The 22,735-nt window shown below is 38.0% G+C and carries 20 protein-coding genes and 1 other annotated feature; of the genes, 15 read left to right on the forward strand and 5 right to left on the reverse strand.

The genetic code is table 11. The features are described from left to right. Positions 1–209: 209 nt before the first annotated feature. Positions 210–3,068, reverse strand: a complete 2,859-nt coding sequence (locus JOD18_RS09305) for a transglycosylase domain-containing protein (RefSeq protein ID WP_204668691.1) — start codon at positions 3,066–3,068, stop codon at positions 210–212. 129 nt (positions 3,069–3,197) lie between these two features. Next, positions 3,198–3,409: a binding site (T-box leader), on the forward strand. A gap of 99 nt (positions 3,410–3,508) precedes the next feature. On the opposite strand from JOD18_RS09305, the gene tyrS reads away from it, so the two are divergent. After that, positions 3,509–4,780, forward strand: coding sequence for a tyrosine--tRNA ligase (gene tyrS, locus JOD18_RS09310; RefSeq protein ID WP_204668693.1), 1,272 nt, complete (start codon positions 3,509–3,511; stop codon positions 4,778–4,780). Between the two features lie 719 nt (positions 4,781–5,499). On the opposite strand, the gene JOD18_RS09315 is transcribed toward tyrS, so the two are convergent. After that, positions 5,500–6,333, reverse strand: coding sequence for an AraC family transcriptional regulator (locus JOD18_RS09315; RefSeq protein WP_204668694.1), 834 nt, complete (start codon positions 6,331–6,333; stop codon positions 5,500–5,502). A gap of 110 nt (positions 6,334–6,443) precedes the next feature. Here JOD18_RS09315 and JOD18_RS09320 point away from each other — a divergent pair, with 110 nt between their 5' ends. The 4 genes from JOD18_RS09320 to ytvI all read left to right on the forward strand — a co-directional run bounded on the left by JOD18_RS09320 (position 6,444) and on the right by ytvI (position 11,364). Further along, positions 6,444–7,445, forward strand: coding sequence for a Gfo/Idh/MocA family protein (locus JOD18_RS09320; RefSeq protein ID WP_204668695.1), 1,002 nt, complete (start codon positions 6,444–6,446; stop codon positions 7,443–7,445). A 7-nt stretch (positions 7,446–7,452) separates the two neighbouring features. Beyond that, positions 7,453–8,382 (forward strand): aldo/keto reductase, encoded by a 930-nt coding sequence (locus tag JOD18_RS09325; protein WP_204668697.1) that lies wholly within the window; start codon positions 7,453–7,455, stop codon positions 8,380–8,382. Between the two features lie 276 nt (positions 8,383–8,658). Continuing rightward, on the forward strand, positions 8,659–10,074 hold the full coding sequence (locus tag JOD18_RS09330) for an alanine/glycine:cation symporter family protein (protein WP_338029516.1): 1,416 nt from the start codon (positions 8,659–8,661) through the stop codon (positions 10,072–10,074). Between the two features lie 213 nt (positions 10,075–10,287). Next, positions 10,288–11,364: a sporulation integral membrane protein YtvI gene (ytvI, locus tag JOD18_RS09335; RefSeq protein WP_204668700.1), complete on the forward strand. Its 1,077-nt coding sequence runs from the start codon at positions 10,288–10,290 to the stop codon at positions 11,362–11,364. 308 nt (positions 11,365–11,672) lie between these two features. On the opposite strand, the gene JOD18_RS09340 is transcribed toward ytvI, so the two are convergent. After that, a complete protein-coding gene (locus tag JOD18_RS09340; protein WP_239588028.1) occupies positions 11,673–12,122 on the reverse strand; it encodes a GNAT family N-acetyltransferase in 450 nt (149 codons plus the stop codon). A gap of 388 nt (positions 12,123–12,510) precedes the next feature. Here JOD18_RS09340 and JOD18_RS09345 point away from each other — a divergent pair, with 388 nt between their 5' ends. The 5 genes from JOD18_RS09345 (at position 12,511) to JOD18_RS09365 (ending at position 17,411) form a co-directional block, all read left to right on the forward strand. Continuing rightward, complete coding sequence (locus JOD18_RS09345) at positions 12,511–13,437, forward strand: aminoglycoside phosphotransferase family protein (protein WP_420827792.1); 927 nt, start codon at positions 12,511–12,513, stop codon at positions 13,435–13,437. Positions 13,438–13,686: 249 nt separating this feature from the next. Continuing rightward, positions 13,687–14,631, forward strand: a complete 945-nt coding sequence (locus JOD18_RS09350) for a sensor histidine kinase (protein WP_204668704.1) — start codon at positions 13,687–13,689, stop codon at positions 14,629–14,631. Further along, the gene (locus JOD18_RS09355; protein ID WP_239588029.1) at positions 14,597–15,280 is read left to right on the forward strand and encodes a response regulator transcription factor; all 684 of its coding nucleotides are present in this window, start codon (positions 14,597–14,599) and stop codon (positions 15,278–15,280) included. Before JOD18_RS09350 ends, JOD18_RS09355 begins: the two co-directional genes overlap by 35 nt. Positions 15,281–15,727: 447 nt before the next feature. Then, positions 15,728–16,654 carry an ABC transporter ATP-binding protein gene (locus JOD18_RS09360; protein ID WP_204668707.1) on the forward strand — a complete coding sequence of 309 codons (927 nt, stop codon included), beginning with the start codon at positions 15,728–15,730 and terminating at the stop codon, positions 16,652–16,654. Continuing rightward, positions 16,647–17,411 carry an ABC-2 family transporter permease gene (locus tag JOD18_RS09365; RefSeq protein ID WP_204668709.1) on the forward strand — a complete coding sequence of 255 codons (765 nt, stop codon included), beginning with the start codon at positions 16,647–16,649 and terminating at the stop codon, positions 17,409–17,411. Before JOD18_RS09360 ends, JOD18_RS09365 begins: the two co-directional genes overlap by 8 nt. Positions 17,412–17,483: 72 nt before the next feature. Here JOD18_RS09365 and JOD18_RS09370 read toward each other — a convergent pair whose 3' ends face one another. Then, complete coding sequence (locus JOD18_RS09370) at positions 17,484–18,131, reverse strand: class I SAM-dependent methyltransferase (protein WP_204668711.1); 648 nt, start codon at positions 18,129–18,131, stop codon at positions 17,484–17,486. 64 nt (positions 18,132–18,195) lie between these two features. Beyond that, entirely contained in the window at positions 18,196–18,537 is a 342-nt protein-coding gene (locus tag JOD18_RS09375) for a nuclear transport factor 2 family protein (protein ID WP_204668712.1), read from the reverse strand. Between the two features lie 347 nt (positions 18,538–18,884). Between JOD18_RS09375 and JOD18_RS09380 the strand changes: the two genes are divergently transcribed. From JOD18_RS09380 to JOD18_RS09400, 5 genes are all read left to right on the forward strand, one after another. Further along, positions 18,885–19,580, forward strand: a complete 696-nt coding sequence (locus JOD18_RS09380) for a response regulator transcription factor (protein WP_275582981.1) — start codon at positions 18,885–18,887, stop codon at positions 19,578–19,580. Positions 19,581–19,583: 3 nt separating this feature from the next. Continuing rightward, on the forward strand, positions 19,584–20,519 hold the full coding sequence (locus tag JOD18_RS09385) for a sensor histidine kinase (RefSeq protein ID WP_204668713.1): 936 nt from the start codon (positions 19,584–19,586) through the stop codon (positions 20,517–20,519). Positions 20,520–20,656: 137 nt separating this feature from the next. Continuing rightward, complete coding sequence (locus JOD18_RS09390) at positions 20,657–21,580, forward strand: ATP-binding cassette domain-containing protein (protein WP_204668715.1); 924 nt, start codon at positions 20,657–20,659, stop codon at positions 21,578–21,580. After that, complete coding sequence (locus JOD18_RS09395) at positions 21,573–22,250, forward strand: ABC transporter permease (protein ID WP_204668717.1); 678 nt, start codon at positions 21,573–21,575, stop codon at positions 22,248–22,250. The genes JOD18_RS09390 and JOD18_RS09395 overlap by 8 nt, the downstream gene beginning before the upstream one ends. A gap of 35 nt (positions 22,251–22,285) precedes the next feature. Continuing rightward, entirely contained in the window at positions 22,286–22,669 is a 384-nt protein-coding gene (locus tag JOD18_RS09400) for a DoxX family protein (RefSeq protein WP_204668719.1), read from the forward strand. Positions 22,670–22,735 lie beyond the last annotated feature (66 nt).

Below are 22,735 nucleotides of genomic sequence, written 5' to 3' on the forward strand. Positions count from 1 at the left end.
GAGAAATTAAACAGCCTGGCACCGTTGGAATATCGGTACCAGACTGTTGCATAGATTTTTGTTTTTTCACTGTCTACTTGACAGGGTGCAGTTCAAAGGATCATCCCTCGTTTTGCTTTTATTTTGAAGATTCGAAGAAGCAAGAAGTGTCTGTCAGGATTCGGTTCTTGAATGTAAGCACATGAGGCTAGTCCTCATGTGCTCAGAAATTAATTGTCTTCTTCATTATTATCCTGTTCAGCTTCCTCATTTTCTTCTTGTTCTTCCTCATTATCTGATGATCTTGGTGAGATAGAGCCTACTGTCACCCGATTGCTAGGGGGAGATTCATTGCCGCCAGAGTCTACTGCTCGTACATAGTAGATGCCAAAGCTGTCAGGTATATTATACGATGTCTTGGTAACAGATCCAATATGTGAAAAGTCATCACTGTTCGGATTGGTGGATCGATACATGCGATAACCTATTACATCAGAACTGCTGGAAGCTTTCCAAGTTAAAGCTTCCCCATTTTGCTGCAGATCACTAGGTGCACCAAGCGCATTCTCCTCCTCCTCATCCTCGTCTTGCTCATCTTTCTTATGGACCGCTGCATCCAATCCCGGGTATAGAATTTTTTCCCAAGCTCCTGTCTTACGGCTAGTTAACTGTCTGATATTAGGCAAGTCATCATATCCCATATCCTCGAGCCATTCTGGGTTAAAGAAAATAGAACTTTTATTACCATTTAATTTATTGCTTGAATCCCCGGAGGAACTATTTCCTCTGACTAAACTATAATCCTTTCTTTCCGGCACATGGTCTTCATCATAGATGTCTGATTGTACCAAACCTAAATCTTTGCAGATACCAGATGGAGATAATCCAGATACCTCACAATATGACTTATTGACAATACCGTCCGGCTGTTTGAATTTTTCAGAAGGAGCCATGATTTCTGGATTAGCCTCTGTAGCGGCATTGACATAGTGAGCCCACAAGATATTATTTCGACTGCTATAGCCGTCATCTAACTGCTGATTATAGTCATAACCAATCCAGGTGCCTAAGGTAACATTTGGATTAGTAGCTACAAACCAAGAATCACGGAAATCGTTAGATGTCCCTGTTTTTCCAGCCCAATCGACATTTTTGTTGGCCAAATTAGACCTGGCTACTGTTGCAGTTCCCTGTGTCAATACGTCACGCATCATGTCAAGAACAAGATAATTTGTCTTCGGATTAAATACTGGCACCTCTTCTGATTCATGTTCAAAGACAATGTCCCCATCTTTTGTTTCGATTTTCTCAATCATATAAGCCTCTTTAAAATTACCAGAGTTACCAAATGTTGCATAAGCATTGGTGTTTTCTTCAATAGTTACATTGACTGATCCAAGGGGTAAGGAAGAATAGCTGCCTTGTTCCTCTTCCATATTTGTAAACCCCATTTTCCAAAGATAGTCTGTCACAATATCAGGGCCCTTGATATCATCAAAAACGGAAACGGCTGTTGCGTTATGTGATCGATATAAGGCTTCTCGAACAGGGGTTAAGCCATAAAAACTTCGAGAAAAATTATTCGGGCTATAACCACCAGGATAGTTCACCTGTACATCTGCAATAACAGAGCCCGGCTGGATGACCCCTTTTTCAATACCAGGACCATAGGCAACCAACGGTTTCATTGTACTTCCGTTTTGACGCGAAACAGCTGTTGCATGATTACGCTGGGAAATATCAAAATCACGCCCGCCTACAAAGCTTAAAATTTTGCCGGTTTTATTCTCGATTAAAATACTGCCAACTTGTTCTGGCTGCTGCCCTAATTGAACTTTTTCTCCTGTTTCCGAATCTTCGATCATAATTGGTTGGTTATTATTGATGTTTCTTGCCAATTTATCACTGCCATAGTTTTGATAATTTTTCGTTACTTCTTGAAAGGCATCGTAGATTTCTTTATCAATGGTAGAGTGTATTTTATATCCATTGCTGCCAATTTCACGGCTTGCCCTGATTTGATATTCTTCTTGCAGTACTGGACTTAATTCCAGGTCTTCCTTAGTATAGCCATCTTGTTCTGCCAGTACCTCTACTAAAATATCAATCGCTCGTTCTTGCAGTTCTTGCATAAGATAAGGGTAATTCTCTTTCACAGATTTCTCAGGCGCTTTAAAGTCAGCGACCAGATCATAGTCTAGTGCTTCCTGATACTCTTCTTCTGTAATATAGCCAGCATCCAGCATATTGTTCAGCACTGATTTCATTCGGTTTAAGCCAGGTTGTAAGCCTTCTTCATCCTTTAATCCACCGCCATTTACGAATGGAGTGTAGGAAGAGGGGCTTTGTGGCAGTCCAGCTAGAAAGGCAGATTGAGGTATATTCAGTTCAGAAGCTTTCACACCAAATATGCCTTCTGCCGCTGTTTCGATACCGGCGATATTTTGTCCAGACGAATTTCTGCCAAAAGGGACAATATTCAAATAAGCTTCTAAGATTTCATCCTTCTCAAAGAATTGTTCTAAGCGCAAGGCTAATAAAATCTCTTTTGCTTTTCTTTCAAACGAAACTTCGTTAGTCAACAGTTGGTTTTTGATGATCTGTTGTGTTAATGTACTGCCGCCTGTTTGTGTGGAGGCATTGGTCACTTCTTGAAACATGGCACGCATAATTGCTTTAGGAACAACCCCATGATGCTCTTCAAAGTATTCGTCTTCTGTCGCAATTAACCCTTGTTGTACATATTCACTGACATCATCCAGAGATATTTCATCTCGGAGTATATCAGCACTTACTTCTGACAGAAAAACTTCATCCGCAAAATAGAGCTCAGAGGTTTCTTCATAGTTATAAACGGCCTTGGTCATTTCATCCTCTGTTTGAATATCAGTAGTAGCGACGAGAGAGGCGAAATATCCTGCACCTATGCCAAAGGCAAAGAAACCACCTACAATTCCAACCGTAATAAAGAATAAGATAATATTCCATACGATATGATAACTAATTCTTGAAAATCTTTGGATCAGTTGTTTATCCCACAAATCTTTTATAGATTTCCAACATTTATGAATGATTTCTTTGATATTCATTTACAAACCTCCCCAATATTCCACCATATATTATAGCATAATCTGCTAATTTTTTTGACCGAAAAAAATCAACTTTTTATTGCATTTCTATTACATCTGTGTTAATAATGATATAATAATTAAATTACAGAAATGGCTGAGAAAGTTTGCAGTAGTGATGAACTCCCTTTATTCAGAGAGCTGACGGTTGGTGGAAGTCAGTAAACAGTTTATTCATGAATTACGTACTGGAGCTTCTTCATGAGAATGAAGACGGTGTGGTTACATCGTTATTTGCTTAAGTGGTTATTCGATTGGGAATAACAACAAGGGTGGTACCGCGATAACAACTCGTCCCTTAGATGTGAGGGAGGGGTTTTTTGTGTTGATCGTGAGTCTGCCAATGACGTAGAACTGAACTTTTTTGTTTGCCATATTTTTGAGGAAAAGGAGTGGTAGTGATGCATATTTTAGACGAGCTGCAGCAGCGTGGCCTGATTCAACAAACAACAGATGATGAAGGTCTGCGCAAACATTTAGAGGAAAACGTGGTGACACTATATTGTGGATATGATCCAACGGCAGACAGCTTGCACATTGGTCACTTGATGCCAATTTTAATGTTGAAACGATTCCAGATGGCTGGTCATCGTCCGATTGCATTAATTGGCGGAGGTACAGGGATGATTGGTGATCCGAGCGGCCGATCTACGGAACGATCTTTAAATACCCCTGAGATTGTTCAAGGATACAGTGAAGCAATTAAGAAACAGCTGGCCGGTATCCTGAACTTTGATCAAGGAGAAAACAGTGCTATTGCCCGAAATAATGCCGATTGGCTGTCTTCGATAACGTTTATTGAGTTTCTGCGGGATATTGGGAAGCATTTTAGTGTGAATTATATGTTGGCAAAGGATTCCGTAGAGTCTCGCTTGGAAAATGGGATTTCATTTACCGAGTTCAGTTATATGATGTTACAATCGTTTGACTTCTTAAATTTATATGAACAAGAGCATTGTACCCTGCAAATTGGCGGAAGTGATCAGTGGGGAAACATTACAGCAGGGATGGAATTGATCCGCCGAAAACGATTTGAAGATCAAGCAGAAGAGGCAGAAGTATTCGGCCTGACTGTACCATTAATTACAAAGAGTGATGGAACTAAGTTTGGCAAGACAGCAGGTGGTGCAGTATGGTTAGATCCAGACAAAACAAGTCCTTATGAATTCTATCAATTCTGGATTAATACAGATGACCGTGATGTAATCCGGTTTATCAAATACTTTACATTTATCGATTTTGAAGAAGTCCAAGCATTAGAGAATGAATTGGCGGAAGCGCCGGAAAAGCGAGGACCGCATAAGCGTTTAGCAGAAGAAATGACAAGGCTTATTCATGGGGATGAGGCTTTAAAACAGGCACAGAAAATCACCGATGCTTTATTTAGCGGGGAATTAACTGCTTTAAACGCTGCCGAAATTGAGCAAGGCTTTAAAGACGTACCTTCTGTAAAAATCGATAACAAAGAAATCAGCTTAGTTGACCTGCTGGTAGAGGCAGGAATCAGCCCATCTAAACGTCAAGCACGGGAAGATATTCAAAATGGCGCTGTTTACATCAACGGAGAACGTAATCAAGAAGTCAGTCACCAATTAACCGAACAAGATCGCATTGAAGAAACCTTTACGATCATTCGCAGAGGGAAGAAGAAATATTTCTTGATTCGATTCTAATAGTTAAGAAAAAAGGAGCTGTCGCAAAATGTAAATGGTGCATTTTGTGACAGCTTTTTGTCTATTATTGCTTTTGCCTTGTCATCATTTTGACTAAAGAAGGGTGCGAAGATTCGCTCCGGCCAACTACTTCGCTTTCCATGGGGACGGCCTCAGCTAACTAAAAAAGAAAACCGCTTTTTTAGTGGATCTTCAGCTCGTCCTGTTCCCCATAGGAGTCTTCGTAGTTGGCCTGCGCTTGAAAATAGTTCTACACTTCATGCAAGAAATAGCATCATGGCTGGATGGTGCCTAGGGTAGCTTATCCATTACTTCTGATCGCAGCATTCTATGAAGGAAAATGGATAACATCACCATTAAGGTTCTTTTCACTCTTATACCTACAATCAATGAAGCAACGTTATGGTCAACTATCTCTAGTTACACAACCCATATCCTACCACTGTCCAAGTGTCCATTATCTATTTATCATTTCTTGATGAAATAGCAGAGGGTGTTCTAACATGTTAAGATTCCCAAACGTTGTAGAATCATAACATAGCGAAACGGTCAGCCGCAGCGGTTGCCTTGCCATGATATCAGCCATACGTTGAAACACTCGCTGCTTTCTTTGTCAAAAAGTCGATCGAAGTATCTACAAATTTTTATGTCTATAGCATATGCAATGTTTCAACTGTTCAAGTTATTTTCAATGGATAATCATATATACTCAGTCTTTATTAAAAATGGACATGCCGATACTCGGTTGGTGTCATGCCTTCATTGGCAAGAAACACTTTATTAAAGTAACTAGTATTAGGATAACCTGATTTTTCTGCAATTTCCTTAACCGTCAGCTGGCGTTCTTCTAATAATAATTGTTTACTCCATTGCAGACGACATAAAGTGATAAAGGCAACCGGAGTTAGCTGAGTGACCCGTTTAAACAGTTTGCAAAAATAATAAGAACTAACTCCTGCTTGTTCAGCCCAGTATTCTAAATCAAATGGCTGGGTTGCTTCTTCTTTCATACGAGGCAGCAAGGATTGAATCCGCTCATCTCTTTCTTGAAAGGAATCTGCTTTGCGCGGCACGGCATTATGAGTGAACATAGTAACGAAAGAATAGGTCAGGCTGGATAAAGTCGTAAGTTCTAGAAAGCTATGCTCCTCTATTTCTTGTAATAACTGTTGATGGATAGTGATTAAAGGATCCAAATCAGCCAATTTCCACAAAATAAATCTGCCAAAACCAATTTCTGATAAAAATGTATGCAGTGTACTGCCATAAAAATGTACCCAGCGAAGACTCCATGGATCGTCTTGACTGCTGTAATACCGCTGTTCCTGCTGCGGAAAATAGAGGAAGGCATCTCCTTTTTGCAGTTTAGTCTGCTCCCCGTTCATTTCAATATAACCGGTACCAGATATAACGAGATGAATACTGAAATTATCCCAAGACCCGGCTGCGCGATACACCTCATGATCATCTACTTTTTCATACCAACCAACTGATTCAGGAAGTATCATATATTCTGATTTTTTTAATGTAGTTAATAATACATGTCGATACATATTTACCACCTCGATAACAAAATAATGTTATTTGATAACAAAAAGATTTTATTTTTATTTTAATAGGAATCCATTATAATAACAATAAAGTTATAGAAAGGGGTTTCAATATGAACGTAAAATGGGGAATTATTAGTACTGCAAATATAGCAAGGAACTCAGTTATCCCTGGTATTAAAGCTTCCAAGACAGGTGAAGCATACGCAATTGCCAGCCGTAATCTGGAGAATGCTCAGCAAACAGCACAAGAATTAGATATCCCACACGCATATGGCAGTTATGAAGAATTGTTAGCAGATCCAACAATTGATGCGGTGTATGTACCACTTCCTAATCATTTGCATAAGGAATGGTCGATCAAAGCAATGGAAGCGGGGAAACATGTTCTCTGTGAGAAACCAATTGCTCTAAATGTGAAAGAAGCGGAAGAAATGGCGCAAGCTAGTGAAAAATATGGCGTCGTTCTGGCAGAGGCTTATATGTACCGTTATCATCCACGTTATCAAATGATACGAGAAATAATCGAATCAGGACAAATCGGTGATATTCGCGGCATACATAGTACCTTTACCTTTAACAATGCCAAAGATCAACACAATGTACGCTACCGCAAGGAATGGGGTGGAGGTTCTATCTATGATGTCGGTGTTTACCCGATTAGTGCTGCAAGGATGATTCTGGGGGAAGAACCTCAGGCTGCGACCGTACATGCTTTGTTTTCTGAGGAACATGGGGATGTCGATATGATGGCTTCAGGCATCTTGGAATTTGATCATGGCGTAGCACTCACGTTTGATTGTGGGATGTGGGCGGCTTTCCGCAATGAATTAGAAATCCTAGGAACTGATGGCAAAATCGAAGTGCCGTCTGCTTTTGTTGTTCAGCAAAATAAGCAAGATCATTTTTTTCTGCACACCAATGAAGGAAAAAAGGAAATTACTGTTCCTTATGTGAATCAATATGCCTTGCAGGCAGATGCGGTAGCAGCAGCTATAGATGGAGAGGCTGAACTGCCTTATCCAATGAGTGATTCCATCCGGAATATGCAAGCAGTAGATGCTTGTCTGCAGTCAGCGGAAGAACATAAACGAGTGGAAATAAAGAAAGGATGATTTCATAATGAAAACAATTCAAATCAAGGGTTTAGATAAACCCGTGACTACTTTAATTCAAGGCTCTGATTACTTTACTCCGAGTGTATTTGATAAGGTTTGCCAAGTTTTAGACCGCTATGTAGAAATTGGCGGAAACACGATTGATACGGCTCATATTTATTGTGGTGGAGAAAGTGAAGTAGCTCTAGGTATGTGGCTAAAAGAACGCAATAACCGAGAAGATGTCGTTATTTTTACAAAAGGGGCACACCATGACCAACATGGGCCGCGTGTAAACCGAGAAGCTATTAAACATGACTTGTTTACCAGCTTGGAGCGGTTAGGTACGGACTACATCGATCTATACGGTTTGCACCGGGATGACCCAAACACACCTGTAGAGGTTATTATTGACGCCTTAAATGAGCATATAGAGGCAGGCAGAATTAAGGCGATCGGCGGTTCGAACTGGACGATAGAACGCCTACAAGAAGCAAATGAGTATGCCGAAGCGAATGGATTAGTAGGCTTTTCATTCAGCAGCCCCAATTTAAGTTTGGCGAAAGCAAATGAACCATTTTGGCCAGGATGTGTGTCTATGGACCAGAAGGATATAGCGTGGCATGAAACTTCCCAATTACCAGTGTTGTCTTGGTCCTCCCAAGCACGCGGTTTCTTTACTGGAAGATTTTCCAAAGAAGACCGCAGTAATGAAGATCTCGTACGTGTGTTTTACAGTGAGGCCAACTGGGACCGCCTTGACCGTGCCGAACAGCTCGCTGGTGAAAAAGGGGTAACTGCCATTCAAATTGCGTTGGCATATGTATTGAACCAGCCTTTCCCTACCGGTGCCTTAATTGGTGCCCAGAATGACAAGGAGTTGCTCTCCTGTTTAGAAGGATCAGAGATTAACTTGACCAAAGACGAAATCAATTGGTTAGAAAACGGACAATAAATATAGAACAACTCCAGCGATTTAATGCGCTGGAGTTTTAGTTTGGTGGAAGTGTGGATATGCAACCACCTTTTCGTAAGAAGAAAATATTTGGTGCAGGTGTACTAAGGAAGATTAATTTTTGTTATTTCGGGTATATCAGCTACATATAACAGATATATCAGGTGTTAGCTTCTGGCAATTTCCATTTAGGCTTTTTCAAAATAGTAATACTTTGAAGCTACGGGAATGAGTTCCACCAGAGGATACACGAAAGGAGAATTTGTAGTGGGAGTTATAGAGCAGGCATTAGAAGGGATTATTTCATGGACGAATGCTATTTTATGGGATTACGTCTTGATTTATCTCTTGGTAGGAGTAGGATTATACTTCACCTTTAGATCTAAATTCGTCCAATTCCGATTATTTGGCAATATGTTTCGAGTAATTACAGAACAATCGGTGGAGAAAGATGGAAGAAAAGGGACAAAAGCCTTTCAAGCCTTTAGTATTACGGTAGCCTCACGGGTAGGTACTGCCAATTTGGCAGGTGTAGCTATAGCAGTTGCTGTCGGTGGCCCTGGGGCAGTATTTTGGATGTGGTTGATTGCTCTGTTAGGTATGGCCTCAGCTTTCATTGAAAGTACACTTGCACAAGTGTATAAAGTACCCGATAAGGAAGGATTTAGAGGAGGACCTGCTTATTATATGGAACGGGCGTTAGGGCAGAGATGGATGGGGATATTATTTTCTATCTTAATTACGGTATCGTTTGGCTTTATTTTTAACGCCGTGCAGGCCAATACTATTTCGGCTGCTATGGATCAAGCTTTTCAAATAAATGAGGTATGGACAGGAATTGGTTTAGTCGTACTGACAGGGTTGATTATTTTCGGAGGAATTCAGCGAATTGCTACCATTGCAGGAATTATTGTCCCAATCATGGCGATTATTTATATATTAGTGGGATTGTATGTCGTCATCATAAACATAACAGAAGTACCCCATGTATTTATGACGATTATTCGAAATGCATTTGGTATCGAGGAATTCTTCGGTGGTGGCATGGGAGCTGCTATGATGCATGGGATTCGCCGTGGGTTGTTCTCTAATGAAGCAGGTATGGGTAGTGCACCAAATGCTGCGGCAACAGCAGGTGTAAGTCATCCTGCCAAGCAAGGCTTAGTGCAGTCACTCGCTGTATTCTTCGATACACTGGTTATCTGTAGTATTACTGCCTTTATCGTTATTCTATATGATAATTTTGCAACCGCTTCTGAAGATGGTATTCAGTTAACCCAAATTGCCCTGAGTGCACATGTAGGAGAATGGGGCAGTATCTTTTTAGCAATTACCTTGTTCTTATTTGCATTTAGTTCTGTAATAGGCAACTACTATTATGGAGAGACCAATATCAGCTACTTATCCGCAAACAAGCTGTGGTTACAAGCATATCGAGTATTTGTCCTTGCTATGGTTCTGTTTGGTTCCTTGGCTTCTATCCAAATAGTTTGGGATATGGCCGATACCTTTATGGCAATGATGGCTGTGGTCAACTTAACAGCAATTCTGTTATTAAGTAAGGTTGCCATGGATGTCTTACAAGATTATGTCAAACAAAAAAAGGCGGGGAAAGACCCTGTCTTTCATTATAAAAATGTCAAAAACCTTAAGAACGTGTCTTGGTGGGGGGCAGAAGATGAACAAAAATAACCCAAAAGAGTACTTGTCATTTTATGACGGGTACTCTTTTGGGTAAGAAGAAGAATATATTGGTTGGAAACAGGAAATAAATGAATTTATCCATGCTTTTCTTTTTTTGTCTCTGTATGGATGATTTTGTCCGCATTATTATTTACAATAATAGCATTTATCATTAGTATAGAATTAGGAGTCAAAAAACAAGATCATTCAGGAGGAGCGCTATTGTTTAATCAACGTATACTAAAAAAAATATTTATCGGTTTATTAGTAGTAGCAATAGGTGTATTTGTCTATTTCTATTTTTCAGCCTTTTCACCAATTTTGCTCGCGTTTTTAACGGCAGTAATATTTGAGCCATTGGTGAAATTGTTACAGCGCTACTTAAAAACGAAGAAGCGTATTTGGTCCGTTACCATCGTATTTACTACTTTTGTGGTCGTAAGCAGTTTGCTCGTGTACATAACTTTAACTAGTATTATTAATCGAATTATTGACTTTAGTTTCCAGCTGCCGCGTTATGGGACAGAGATTCAATTATTCATTAATGAGATTATTGCTAATTTTAACGATATGATTGCAGATCTTCCACAAAGAAATGCGATTATCTCTGAATTAGAGCGGCAATCTGAGCGTTTGCTGAATACACTGTATGACGTTGTGGAAGGGCTAGTAACTTTACTCGGATCGTGGGTACAATCGATTCCGAACTTAATTTTTGTGATCTTAGTTTATCTGATTACATATTTCCTCATTAGTCTGGATTTACCTCGTCTTTTCCAATCATTTTATAAGCTCTTCAGTGATGAAGTGTCGGAAAAGCTGAAAGATTTCTTCCAGCGCTTACGAGTAGTCTTCTGGGGATATTGGAAAGCACAGTTTGTGTTAAGTATTATGATCTTTGTGCTTACCTATGTCAGCTTATTGTTTATTTCTCCGCGGGTCGCCTTAATTATGACGATTATTATCTGGGTCGTTGATATTATTCCGTTATATGTTGGTCCTGCGTTAGTGCTTGTACCATGGGCTTTGATTATGATGTTAATCGGAGAAATGGCTACTGGTGTTCAATTGATTATCCTTACCATTGGATTGCTGGTTATTCGACGAATTACAGAACCAAAGGTGCTTGGGGATCAGATGGGCTTGGCAGCACTCCCTACTGTATTATCCATGTATTTCGGTTTTGTCTTTTTTGGCGTATTAGGGCTAATCTTTGGTCCGTTTGTAGTTAGTGCTTTCCAGGCAGCCAAAGAGGCCGGTTTATTTCAAGTGGTGAAAAGAGTACAGAAACAAAGTTAACCGATAAGACAGAGAAAACACCTATACCATCGTGTAGGTGTTTTTTGCACTGTAGCGTACAATGTCAAATTCATTTTCAAGTTTTTACGTAATCCTAATACTCCTACCACAATTGTATTTTTTTACAAGTTGCAATTAATCAAGTTTATGATGAAACAGGCTCCATTTTCTTGATTTAGAAGTGGAATGTCACTCGATTCTTCATCTGCATGGCTGCAATCTGGCATAGCGTACAAAATAGCTAGATAACGTACTAATTCGCATTTACAGTCAAGCAGACTAACGGTTTGGGAGAGAGGAAGGTTCATTTATAAAAGGCTGATCTTATAAATGCATTTCTGCTTTTCGCCGCGTTGATACATATCGTTATCAGGAGGCAGATCGACAATCTCTTTTAATTCAGCTCCCGCGTATTCACAAGTTTTTCTGGAAGCAAAGTTATCTGGGTTACAAGTAATAATAAGTTCTTCCATTTGATGAGCCTCGGCAACCTGTTGAATTAATCTCACGGCTTTAGCGGCATAATGATGGCCTCTGTAGGCCTCATCTACTTGATAGCCAATTTGACCACCATAATACAGTTGTTGATTATAACCGATGCGGATATCAATCTCGCCAATTCGTTCTGTTTGATTGTGCAAGGTAATGTCAAAATGATAAGTAGGGACCCAGTCCATTTCTACATTACCAGGTACTGTTTTGTGAAGGATAAGATCTATTTCTTCTCCTGTTATCTTAGTAAAATCAAGGAATCTCATAACGGAATCCTCCCATCTAAAATAATGAATTGATTTTAACATGAAAACGATAGCTTGTATATAAACTTGAAAAACAGGGCTCATCTCGGTGTTTCCAACGATGGAAAAGCTCAGCCTATTTGGTCAGACTTTTCTTTTTTAAAAAGGTAAGAAAATATATCCAACACCAGTCATTATTAGCTATTTCAGAAATAACCTAGGTAGACGATATATAGAGCAAGGCAATCGTTGCGGCTTCTCGTAACGGACATATCTATCTTAGCTTTAAGGGTAAAGAATCAAATGCTTATCTTGATTTTTCTTATGATAACGAGTGAAAAAATTACAAAGTTATTTTAAAATAAGGGGAAATATGTTTATAACAGAATGTACAGGTGGGGAGGTTAAGATGAAGATGAAGTGGCTGCAAACTGAAATAGGTTTCTTAGAAGATATAACCCAATTAGAACGGATCGAGAAAGGTTTTTCAAAAGATAAAAAGTATATCGCTAAAAAACAATCAGGACAATCTTACCTAGTAAGAGTTGGCGATTTTACGGACTTATCACGGAGAGAAGAAGAATTGCAGTTACTCCAGCAGCTGATTCGTTATGGTGTCCATGCACCAAAGCCGGTAGAGACAGGGGTGATCAGTAGAGCGGAGATACAAAGCTATAGCATTGTTCATTTTATCCCCGGCAAGGATGCTAAGCGTATTCTGCCCCTGTTGACCAAAGAGGAGCAGTATCAAATTGGTTATCAAGCTGGTCAGGACTTATGGCGTATGCATCAATTGGAAGCCCCAGCTGATATGGAACCCTGGGATAGGCGTTGTTTGGCTAAGCACAAGAGATATTTGCAGCAATATCTTGCAGGGGCGCTTCATTTGAATAACGATGAGAAAGTAATTCAATTTATTGAAAAGCATCAGCACTTAGTGAATAATCGCCCAAATCGTTTTCAGCATGATGATTTTCATCTCGAAAATATTATCGTATATCAAAACAGGTATCATGGTGCAGTAGACTTTAACGGTTTTGATTGGGGCGATCCATGGCATGATTTTGTTAAGGTTGCCTTGTTTGCAAGAGATATCAGTATTCCATTTTCCATCGGGCAAATCAGGGGGTATTTTAATAAAGAAATTCCTGAAAACTTTTGGGATGTGTATGCCTTGTATGTAGCGATGACGATTATTTCTTCTATCGTATGGTCAGTTCAAATGGCCCCGCAGCAATTGGATAGTATGCTGGAACGTCTGGAACTGGTTATGGAAGATCATCAAAATTTTACGATGAAGAAGCCTGTCTGGTTTGTAGAGAAGTATAGTAAGTAGATTCCTAAAAATATTCCATCACATTGGGCCATATAAAAGGAAGCAAGTAAATGATAAGATATATGCATAACCACTGGTCTTTCATGCCTAGAAAAGACAATGAAAAAATGGACCTCCAAATTCGTGAAATCTAGCAGATCCGTTTACCATTGGTTTCTTGTATCAAAATCAGGTACGGCGTTAAACCAACACAGTATTCCTTACAGTCTTTTACAGCCGTTGAAGTAATAGGGAAGGGAAGTGAAAAAAATGCTTATCGCTTTAATACTGGTATCGGTTATATTTATGCTTCAAACTATTTACTTCATGTATTATAAAAGCCAGGTGAAGGATATAGGGGAGCAACTATCTTTTATTTCCAAGCATCATTCTTTCAAATTTATTCAAACACAAATCAAACCAAAGGAGATTTATCAATTAATTGATGTTTGCAACACACTGCTTCGTAATCAGAGAGAACAGAATCAAGCGTTCATTAGGAAAAATGAAGAAATAAATGAAACAATTGTAAGTCTGTCACATGATATACGCACCCCTCTTACATCACTTGACGGTTATTTACAACTGGCTAAGCGCTCCGAAAATATAAAAGAAACAACACACTATGTCACCATGGCTCAGACTAGAATAAAACAGATTATCACACTGGTGGATGAGTTATTTCTGTATACCAAATTGCAACATATGGATTATCAGCTGAAGCTGAAATCGATGGATTTGATAAATATGTTGAAAAGACGTCTGTTCTTTTTTATCGATGAGTTTGCCAAAAATGGCACAGAGCCTCACCTCGATCTCCCGGAATCTCCAGTTTATATAATAGGGAATGAAAGTGCGTTAGAAAGAGTGTATGAGAATATTTTGAGAAATTATTTTTTGCATGGTGAGGGTGGGTTAACGATTCGTTATGAAGAAAAGCAGCAAGAAGTGGTATTACACTTTAGCAATTTGCTCAAACAGAACGAGCTAATCAACTTCAATCAGATATTTACCCGTTTCTACAAAGATGACCCATCACGCAGCAAGCCTTCCTCTGGATTAGGTCTGTCGATTGTAAAATCCTTGATAGAGAAAATGAATGGTTCTGTTTATGCAGAATTAATGAATAACCAATTTTGTCTTAGTGTCGTCTTTACCAAAACGGAAGGGGGAAATGGAGATGAACCAGCCTCACGTTCTAATTATCGAGGATGATGAGCATATTAACAACATTATCTATGATGTACTTCAAAAAGAGAATTTCTTATGCACACAAGCCTTTTCCGGCAGTGAGGGGAAAATGCATGTTCATCGTCAACTATATGACCTTATTATCTTAGATCTAATGCTTCCGGGTTTATCAGGAGAGGCTTTTATGGATGAATTAAGAACGAAATTAATGTATGATACACCAGTTATTGTATTGTCTGCCAAGGAGAAGCTGGATCATAAATTACACTTATTTGATTTGGGGGCGGACGATTATGTCACCAAACCGTTTGAGGTGGAGGAATTGCTGGCTAGAGTGAACGTACACATAAAAAGAAACGCCAAAAGTGAACTTCATGCTTCCTATCGGCATAAAAATTTGGTTTTCGACAGTGAGACCCGGAGCGTTATGATCCATCAGACGGTGCTGAATCTTACCAGACAAGAATACAAAATAATAGAGCTGTTGGTAAAAAATCCAACGCGTGTGTTTACCAAACAGGATTTATATGAACTGGCCTGGGATGAGATATACATGGGAGAAGATAAGACGATCACGGTTCACATCAGTAATATTCGCCATAAAATTAGACAATATGACAAAGAAAACTATATTGATACCGTGTGGGGAATTGGTTTTAGGCTGAGCAAGTAATGATTTCTTTGAACTTTCTTAACCTTTTCTTGACGTTATATTAGTTTGTTTTTCTTAACCTTATTGTAAGAGGATGTTCAAAAAGTCCAATAAAAATGACGCATCGAATTTCTGCGTTGGCAATAGTGGAACTTCTACTAAGAGCACCCACATCGTGTGGGTAACGCAGAAGTCAACACATCCTGTGCAAGTCCGCTACTCACGTATTAAAAGCATACGTTCCTTGGAAAAGAAGGTCACTTTTCCGGCGTGCAAGACCGTTTCCTTGAAAAAGAAGGTCACTTTTTCTGCGTGCAAGACCATCTGCTCAAAGCTGCGCCGCCTTGAACTTTCGACGTACAGGATGTGCTAGTATCGGTGTTGCAACATAATGTTGCGAACTTAACCGATGATGGTCTTTTTTACCGTCCTTTTTGAACACGTATTGTAGAGGGGAGGTTAGTCAAGATGTCTAATGCAATTATTGAAGTGAAACAGCTGTCCAAACAATTTAAATCAAACGTGGCAGTGAATAATGTGAATTTCAACATTCGCAAAGGTGACATATTCGGTCTGATCGGTCCCAATGGGGCAGGAAAATCCACCTTATTAAAGATGATTGGAGGGCTCATCTATCCCTCGTCAGGGGAAATTCATTTATTTGATCATACAATGAGAGAAAATCATCCTTATTTTGAGCGGATGGGTCTGCTTATTGAGGAGGCAGGAATATTTCCGCATTATTCTGCCTATAAGAACCTTGATTTGATAGCTATTTCCTATGGGATCAAGAATCGCAAAAAACATATTGAGCAGCTGTTAGAGCTTGTTGGATTGGATAAATCAAATAAAACCAAGGTCAAAAACTACTCCATGGGAATGAAACAACGGCTTGGGATTGCCATGGCATTAATCGGCAGTCCAGATGTTTTAATTTTGGATGAACCAATCAATGGTTTGGACCCACAAGGTATTTCTGAGATTAGGCAGTTAATATTGGAATTGAATAAAACAGGAATCACCCTTATTATTTCCAGTCATATTCTAGAAGAGTTATCAAAGGTAGCGACAACATATGCTATTCTTCATCATGGCAAAATTATCGAAATAATTTCTAAAGAAGAACTGCTGCTTCAATGTGAAGACCGGATTGAATTAGAAGTAGATGATCCGAAAATGACAGTGCTTATTTTAGAAAATCATCTGGGAATTCAGAGATATAAGGTGATTGATGATCATACTATCTATGTGTATGAGACAGATATTGAGACTCAGCAAATAATACAATCATTGGCTGAAAATAAAATATTTGTTCACTCTATTGCAAAGCATAAACAGAGTTTGGAACAATATTTTTTAGAACGGACAGGAAGCAGTGGTGGCGCCGATGATTAATCTGCTCAAGATGGACCTTACCCGTTTTTTAACGAATAAAATCATGTATGTATTTTTACTTGTATTTATCGCCTTTCAAATGTTTGGCATATTTATGCTGAAACAGTATGAACAACCTGTGGAAGCAGGAGAAATACTAATCAGACGTATGAATGAGAGCGAATTCATCCAAATGATGCTGGCCCAAACGCCCTCATGGATATTGATGTATATTGCAGTATTCAGTGTATATTTTTACATGAGTGAATATAACTCTGGTTTTTATAAAAATTATATTTCCATGAATAACGCACGAAGAAATTCTGTTCTTTCAAAAATCCTCATTCTAGGCATATTCACATTATTTATGTTCATCGTTATGTTGATTGCGGACCTGATCGGCAGATCGTTATTTTTCCAGCAGGCAGCTATTGGCGATTCAGGATACTTTGTGAAACTGTTAATTGGCCAGTTCTTACTTCATTGGGCCTTTGCCATTGTGGTGTTATGCGCTGTTATGATGATCAAACAGGCCATTCCCAGTATAGTAATTGGAATTATTCTGTCGTTGAATGTTTTTGGTATGGTTGCTGGTGCACTAGAATCGCTTGTTAGTGATACCAATTTGTCTGCCTACTTATTAGTAAACACGATTGTCGATATAAAAGATTTTGATCAGATCAATGATGTCGTTCATGTAGTTAGTGTAGCAATTATTTTCCTATTTGTATTTTCTATTATAGCTGTCCGTTATAAAAGGAAAGAGGATTTGAGGTAGCGATTATTAGTGTGTGTTCAAAAGAATATGTAAGAAATGCCCGCATTTTATCATAGAGAATGCGGCTTCTTTTTAGTGCGATTTTACTTTATAACTAATCCACCAAAAACACTGCCCGAAATGAATATCTATATCATAGGCATAACGCTCGAAAAGGTCATGCAATTCGTCTGCATTATAATAATTTTTAATGACTTCATATTCACTGCCATCTTGCAGGGTTCTGCGTTTATAGGTATTTTCATCATCTTCCTTCTCCATTAGTGTACCGCCGATAGAAGGAATAAATATATTATCAGCCATAAAGACTGGAGAACCGATTTGTAATTTTAAATGAAACTGCTGCAGAAAGTCATCGATTCGGTCCTTTGGGATATGTGAAAACCAAAAATTAGCATAGGCGGCCTCAAATTGACCGGGAATTGTATCGAGCTGAAAGGCGTCCCCTTGAAGGAAGGTAACTTTATTTGCAGGCAGATTTTTTGCTTTTGCCATGTCAAGTACTTCCAATGAGGCATCCATCGCTGTCAGATGTTGAACCTCCTGATACACAAATTGTGACCAATAGCCAGTACCACAAGCAATCTCTAAGGTATCTTTGCTGTTAAATAATTGTTTCATTTTTGTCTGGATGGCTGATTGTTCCTGCTGTCGAATAGGATCTTCACGATAGTAGACATTCTCATATTCTTTAGCACGCTCACTGTAGTATTGATTCATCTTAAAATCCTCCTTTGTTCAACGGTTTAGTTTTATGGCGTTTAGTCGAAAAAAACTTTGTTAATCAAGGCATATCTGCTGGCTGTTCAGCCCTCGTACCTTGATGGAAAAGTAATTTCCATTGATTCTGATGTAATACCCAAAGAGAACTTCTGTTGGACAGGTTGTTGGTACTAGTGTTTTCTAATTGATAAGTACATAATTTAGAATCGGCCGATAACCGATGCACCTGATAATTTCTGATGGAAAAGTTATCAGGAGATAGTTCTGTCTGTTCGAGATCTTGCCTAGTAATAATTGTACCAGATTGTCCAAATTCATAAAAATCTGGATGCAGTATTTCTAAAACTTTTTCTTTGTCTCTTCGATTTCCGGCATCTAAATGTATCTTTTCATATTCAATCATGAAACTCCTCCCATAATTTTTGTGAATTCATTAACTTTTTTGATTTTTACAGCCAAACGTATCTATATCTCTATTCTACATTATCTAGGTATTCATTCACATGCAACTCCTATAAGCTGAAAATAAAGTTGCGAAGTTTAATCTCTTTAGATATGATAATCTAAAAGGACGTTTTTCTAGAGAAAGTATATTATGCAATCAGACCAATTATTAGAGAAGAGAACATACAGAATAACCAAACTTTTTAGGATAGAATGATTTAATTGCTTATAGTAAGAAGCGTGTCTCCTTGTACTTTTCGCTAAAGTATCGTGTAGTTTTAATCATAAAAGAATGGATGTTTGATTATGCAAAGGAAGATATTGATTGTAGAAGATGACATGGAAATAAGTGAAGTGGTTAAAGGGCACTTAGAACAGGAAAATTTTACAGTGCTGACAGCTTTTGACGGTGAAGAGGCACTTACACTCTTTGAAAATACGCCAGTTGACCTTGTATTACTCGATTTAATGCTCCCAAGGCTGAATGGAATAGAGTTGTTAAAGAGAATGAGAGAGAGAAGCTTTGTTCCAGTACTGATTATTTCAGCCAAAGAAAGTGATGTTGATAAAACGTTAGGTCTTGGTTTAGGTGCGGATGATTATATCAGCAAACCATTTTCCATTGTTGAATTAACGGCAAGGATTCATGCTGCTATTCGCAGGGCTACGCAGTATCTTCCTGAAGCAAGGGAATCTTCTTCACATATCATTCAATTTAAAGCACTGACGCTTGACTTGGATACGTTTTCAGCAAAATTAAACGAGAAAAGTATCCGACTCACGTCAAAGGAATTCCATATTTTAAAGCTTTTTATGCAGAATCATAGCAGAGTTTTTACGAAAGAGCAAATATATCAATTAATATGGGAAGAGGATTACTTTGATAATGAGAATGCCATTAATGTTCATATTCGAAGGTTGCGAGAAAAGATTGAAAAAGATCCATCAAATCCGCAATATATACGGACAATTTGGGGGATTGGCTATAAATTAGGGGAGTAAGGTATGAGTTTTTTTCTAATAGTAATAATTATTTTTTTGCTACTCGTCATCGGATGGAAATATATGTCCATGCAAAAATTAAAACGTGAACTCAACGAGATGCATGATAAATTATCTAATATTATCGAACAGGAATCAGCTAATAAAGTGTTAATGCAAACGAATCGGCCATCTATTCAGCAAATGCTTATTCAAGTGAATCGTCTTTTAAGTCATAACCAAAAGGTGGTTGCTGATAACGTCAGAACAAAAGCAAGTATGAAAAAAATGCTCTCCAATATGTCGCATGATTTAAAAACACCACTAACCGTTATTCTTGTGTACATAGAGAAGTTAAACAAGGATAAGACAATTTCGGAAGAAGAGCGATATGAGATAATGACGCGCCTTCATGAAAAAATACTAAATGTCATCGGATTGATGAACAAATTTTTTGACCTTGCTAAGCTAGAGTCAGGTGACGATGATTTTCCAATCAGTCGATTATCAGTCAACGAAATTTGCCGGAAGAATGTATTGGAGTTTTATCACTTGTTACAAGAAAAAGGTCTCCGTGTAGAGGTAGACATTCCAGAACAGGATTATTTTATTCTAGGTAATGAGAACTCGTTGAATCGTATTTTGAGCAATTTAATTTCAAATGCGATTCATTATGGAAGTGACGGTGGTGTAATTGGCTTAACGATTCGAGAAGTAGGTGAGAATATTGCTATTGATATTTGGGATGAAGGTAAAGGGATTGCAGAACCACATCAAGATCGTGTATTCGAAAGATTGTATACGATGGATGATGCAAGAAATCCAGAATTTCAAGGGAGCGGCCTTGGCTTAAGTATTACTAAACGTTTAACTGAAGCAATGAATGGTAAGATTAAACTAATCAGCCAACCGTATAAAAAAACAGTGTTTACATGTATTTTTAAGAGAATAACGTATTAGAGACTTCCAAAGAGGTGTTCATCAGGAACAGCCTCTTTTTTGTAGTTAACGCAAACTTAAGAAATTTGTAAGGAATGAGAAAGAAAAAAATTAATTTCAATTATTACAATAAGATATAGTTAAGGAGGGGCTAAATCATGGAATATATCGTTCAAATGAATCGTTTAACGAAAAAAATTAAAGAGAAAGAACTTATATCCGATATAAGCATTCATATTAAAAAAGGTGAAATTTATGGATTACTCGGTTCAAATGGGGCAGGTAAAACAACCATTTTGAAGATGCTTACGGGTATAACAAGACCTACTAAGGGAGAAATTTTAATTTTGAATAAGAGATTGGCGGAACAAACAAAATCCGTATTGGCAAGAGTGGGCAGTATTATTGAATATCCGGTCTTTTTTGAACATTTAACTGCATTTGAAAACTTAAAGCTGCATTGTGAGTATTTAGGGTTTTTTGACGAACATGAGATGAAACAAGCGTTACAACTGGTAAATTTAAAAGGAATTGAAGAAAAAACTGTAAAAGATTTTTCGCTTGGAATGAAGCAGCGGCTTGGGATTGCGAGAGCGATTATCACAAAACCTGAACTAATCGTTTTAGACGAACCGACAAATGGCCTAGATCCAATTGGGATTAAAGATATGCGTCATTTAATTGGAATGCTTAATAAGGAATATGGGATGACTTTTGTTATTTCAAGTCACATATTAGGAGAATTAGAGCAAATTGTTGACAGAGTTGGTGTGATTCATCATGGAAAATTATTAAATGAGATCACTTTGGCAGATATTCGAAATGAACGTTCTGATTATATCGAGCTTGTGGTGACAGATGTTAAGCAGGCTGTTTATTTACTTGAAAACGACCTCAACCTTTCGAATATGAAGATCATTCAGGATCGTAAAATTCGCATTTATGATACGGCCTTTACTCCAAACGAAATTTCAAAAACACTTATTCTTCATGATATTGAAATTGAAGAAATAAAGAAACATTCCAATTCATTGGAAGATTATTTTTACCAACAAATAAATGGAGGTAATGGCGATGATTAAATTAATGCGATTAGAGTGGAAAAAGCTAAAACAAAAATCGGTGATAGGGGAAGTGATAGTCTATCCACTTATAATAATGTTTTTACCCATTTTCTTTATAGAGGTCCTTAACTATGATTTTGGTCAGAGTTATGCTGCAGTTATTGAGCTGAATTTCTTCATTCAAATGGGATTTATCTTATTTGGAGCCTCTTTAATCAACCAAGTTTTTATTGATGAATATAAAAATAAAACGATTTCTTTATCCTTTAGTTATCCGTTCAGCCGAAAAAAACTGTTTGCAGCGAAAATACTTTTTATTGCGATGTTTGTATTTCTCCTTACTATGGCCTCTTATTTATTAACAGGCATTGTCACTTATTTTTATGATCAAGTCCATTCAATTATAAACGGTGATCCGACATTTTCAGATATCATCACTTTTTTTAGTCAGATGATTTTTCGCTCATTGATGATTACCTTGATTAGTTTTATTCCGCTCTTTTATTTGGGAGTTTGGAAAAGAGCGACAGTTCCAACTGTAATTGTTGCTATTGTTACGATGCAATCATCATACCTCTCATCAATGTTAAACCTTAATTTTAACCTAGTTCTTGTGGTGCTGTGTCTGTTAGGAAGTCTTAGTATCTTTCTTTCTATTGTTACAGCGGAAAAAACCGGAGAGATATAATTTGCTAATATTACTAAATAAGATTCAAAAATTAAATGTATGGAGGGATGATTTTGGTTATTTCTTTTGTTCTGCAGTTTATACTGATTGCTATATTTGTAAGTGTTGGCATACAAAAAATATTGGGGCATGAACAACAGGTTACCATTTTTAAGCATCTAAAACTTCCTCAGTGGTTTCGGGTAGTAACCGGTTGGGTAGAGGTAGTTGGTGTTGTGGGATTGATTATTGGTTTTTGGTTACCGTGGGTTGTGGTCATCGCAGGACTATGGTTTGCAATTACTATGTTGATTGGAGTCATCGTACATATCAGAGTAAAAGATTCGTACAGTATATCCATACCAGCGTTCATATTGTTGATCATCTCTGTTACACTGAGCATACTTAACTTTTCTGAATTACAGAATATGCTTCCGTAGATAGTGCCAATGTCACGTACAAGTATTTGGATTTTACAGGTAAACTGAAAAAAATATTTAGAGGCT

It is taken from the genome of Gracilibacillus alcaliphilus, assembly GCF_016909015.1.
Lineage (GTDB): Bacteria > Bacillota > Bacilli > Bacillales > Amphibacillaceae > Gracilibacillus > Gracilibacillus alcaliphilus.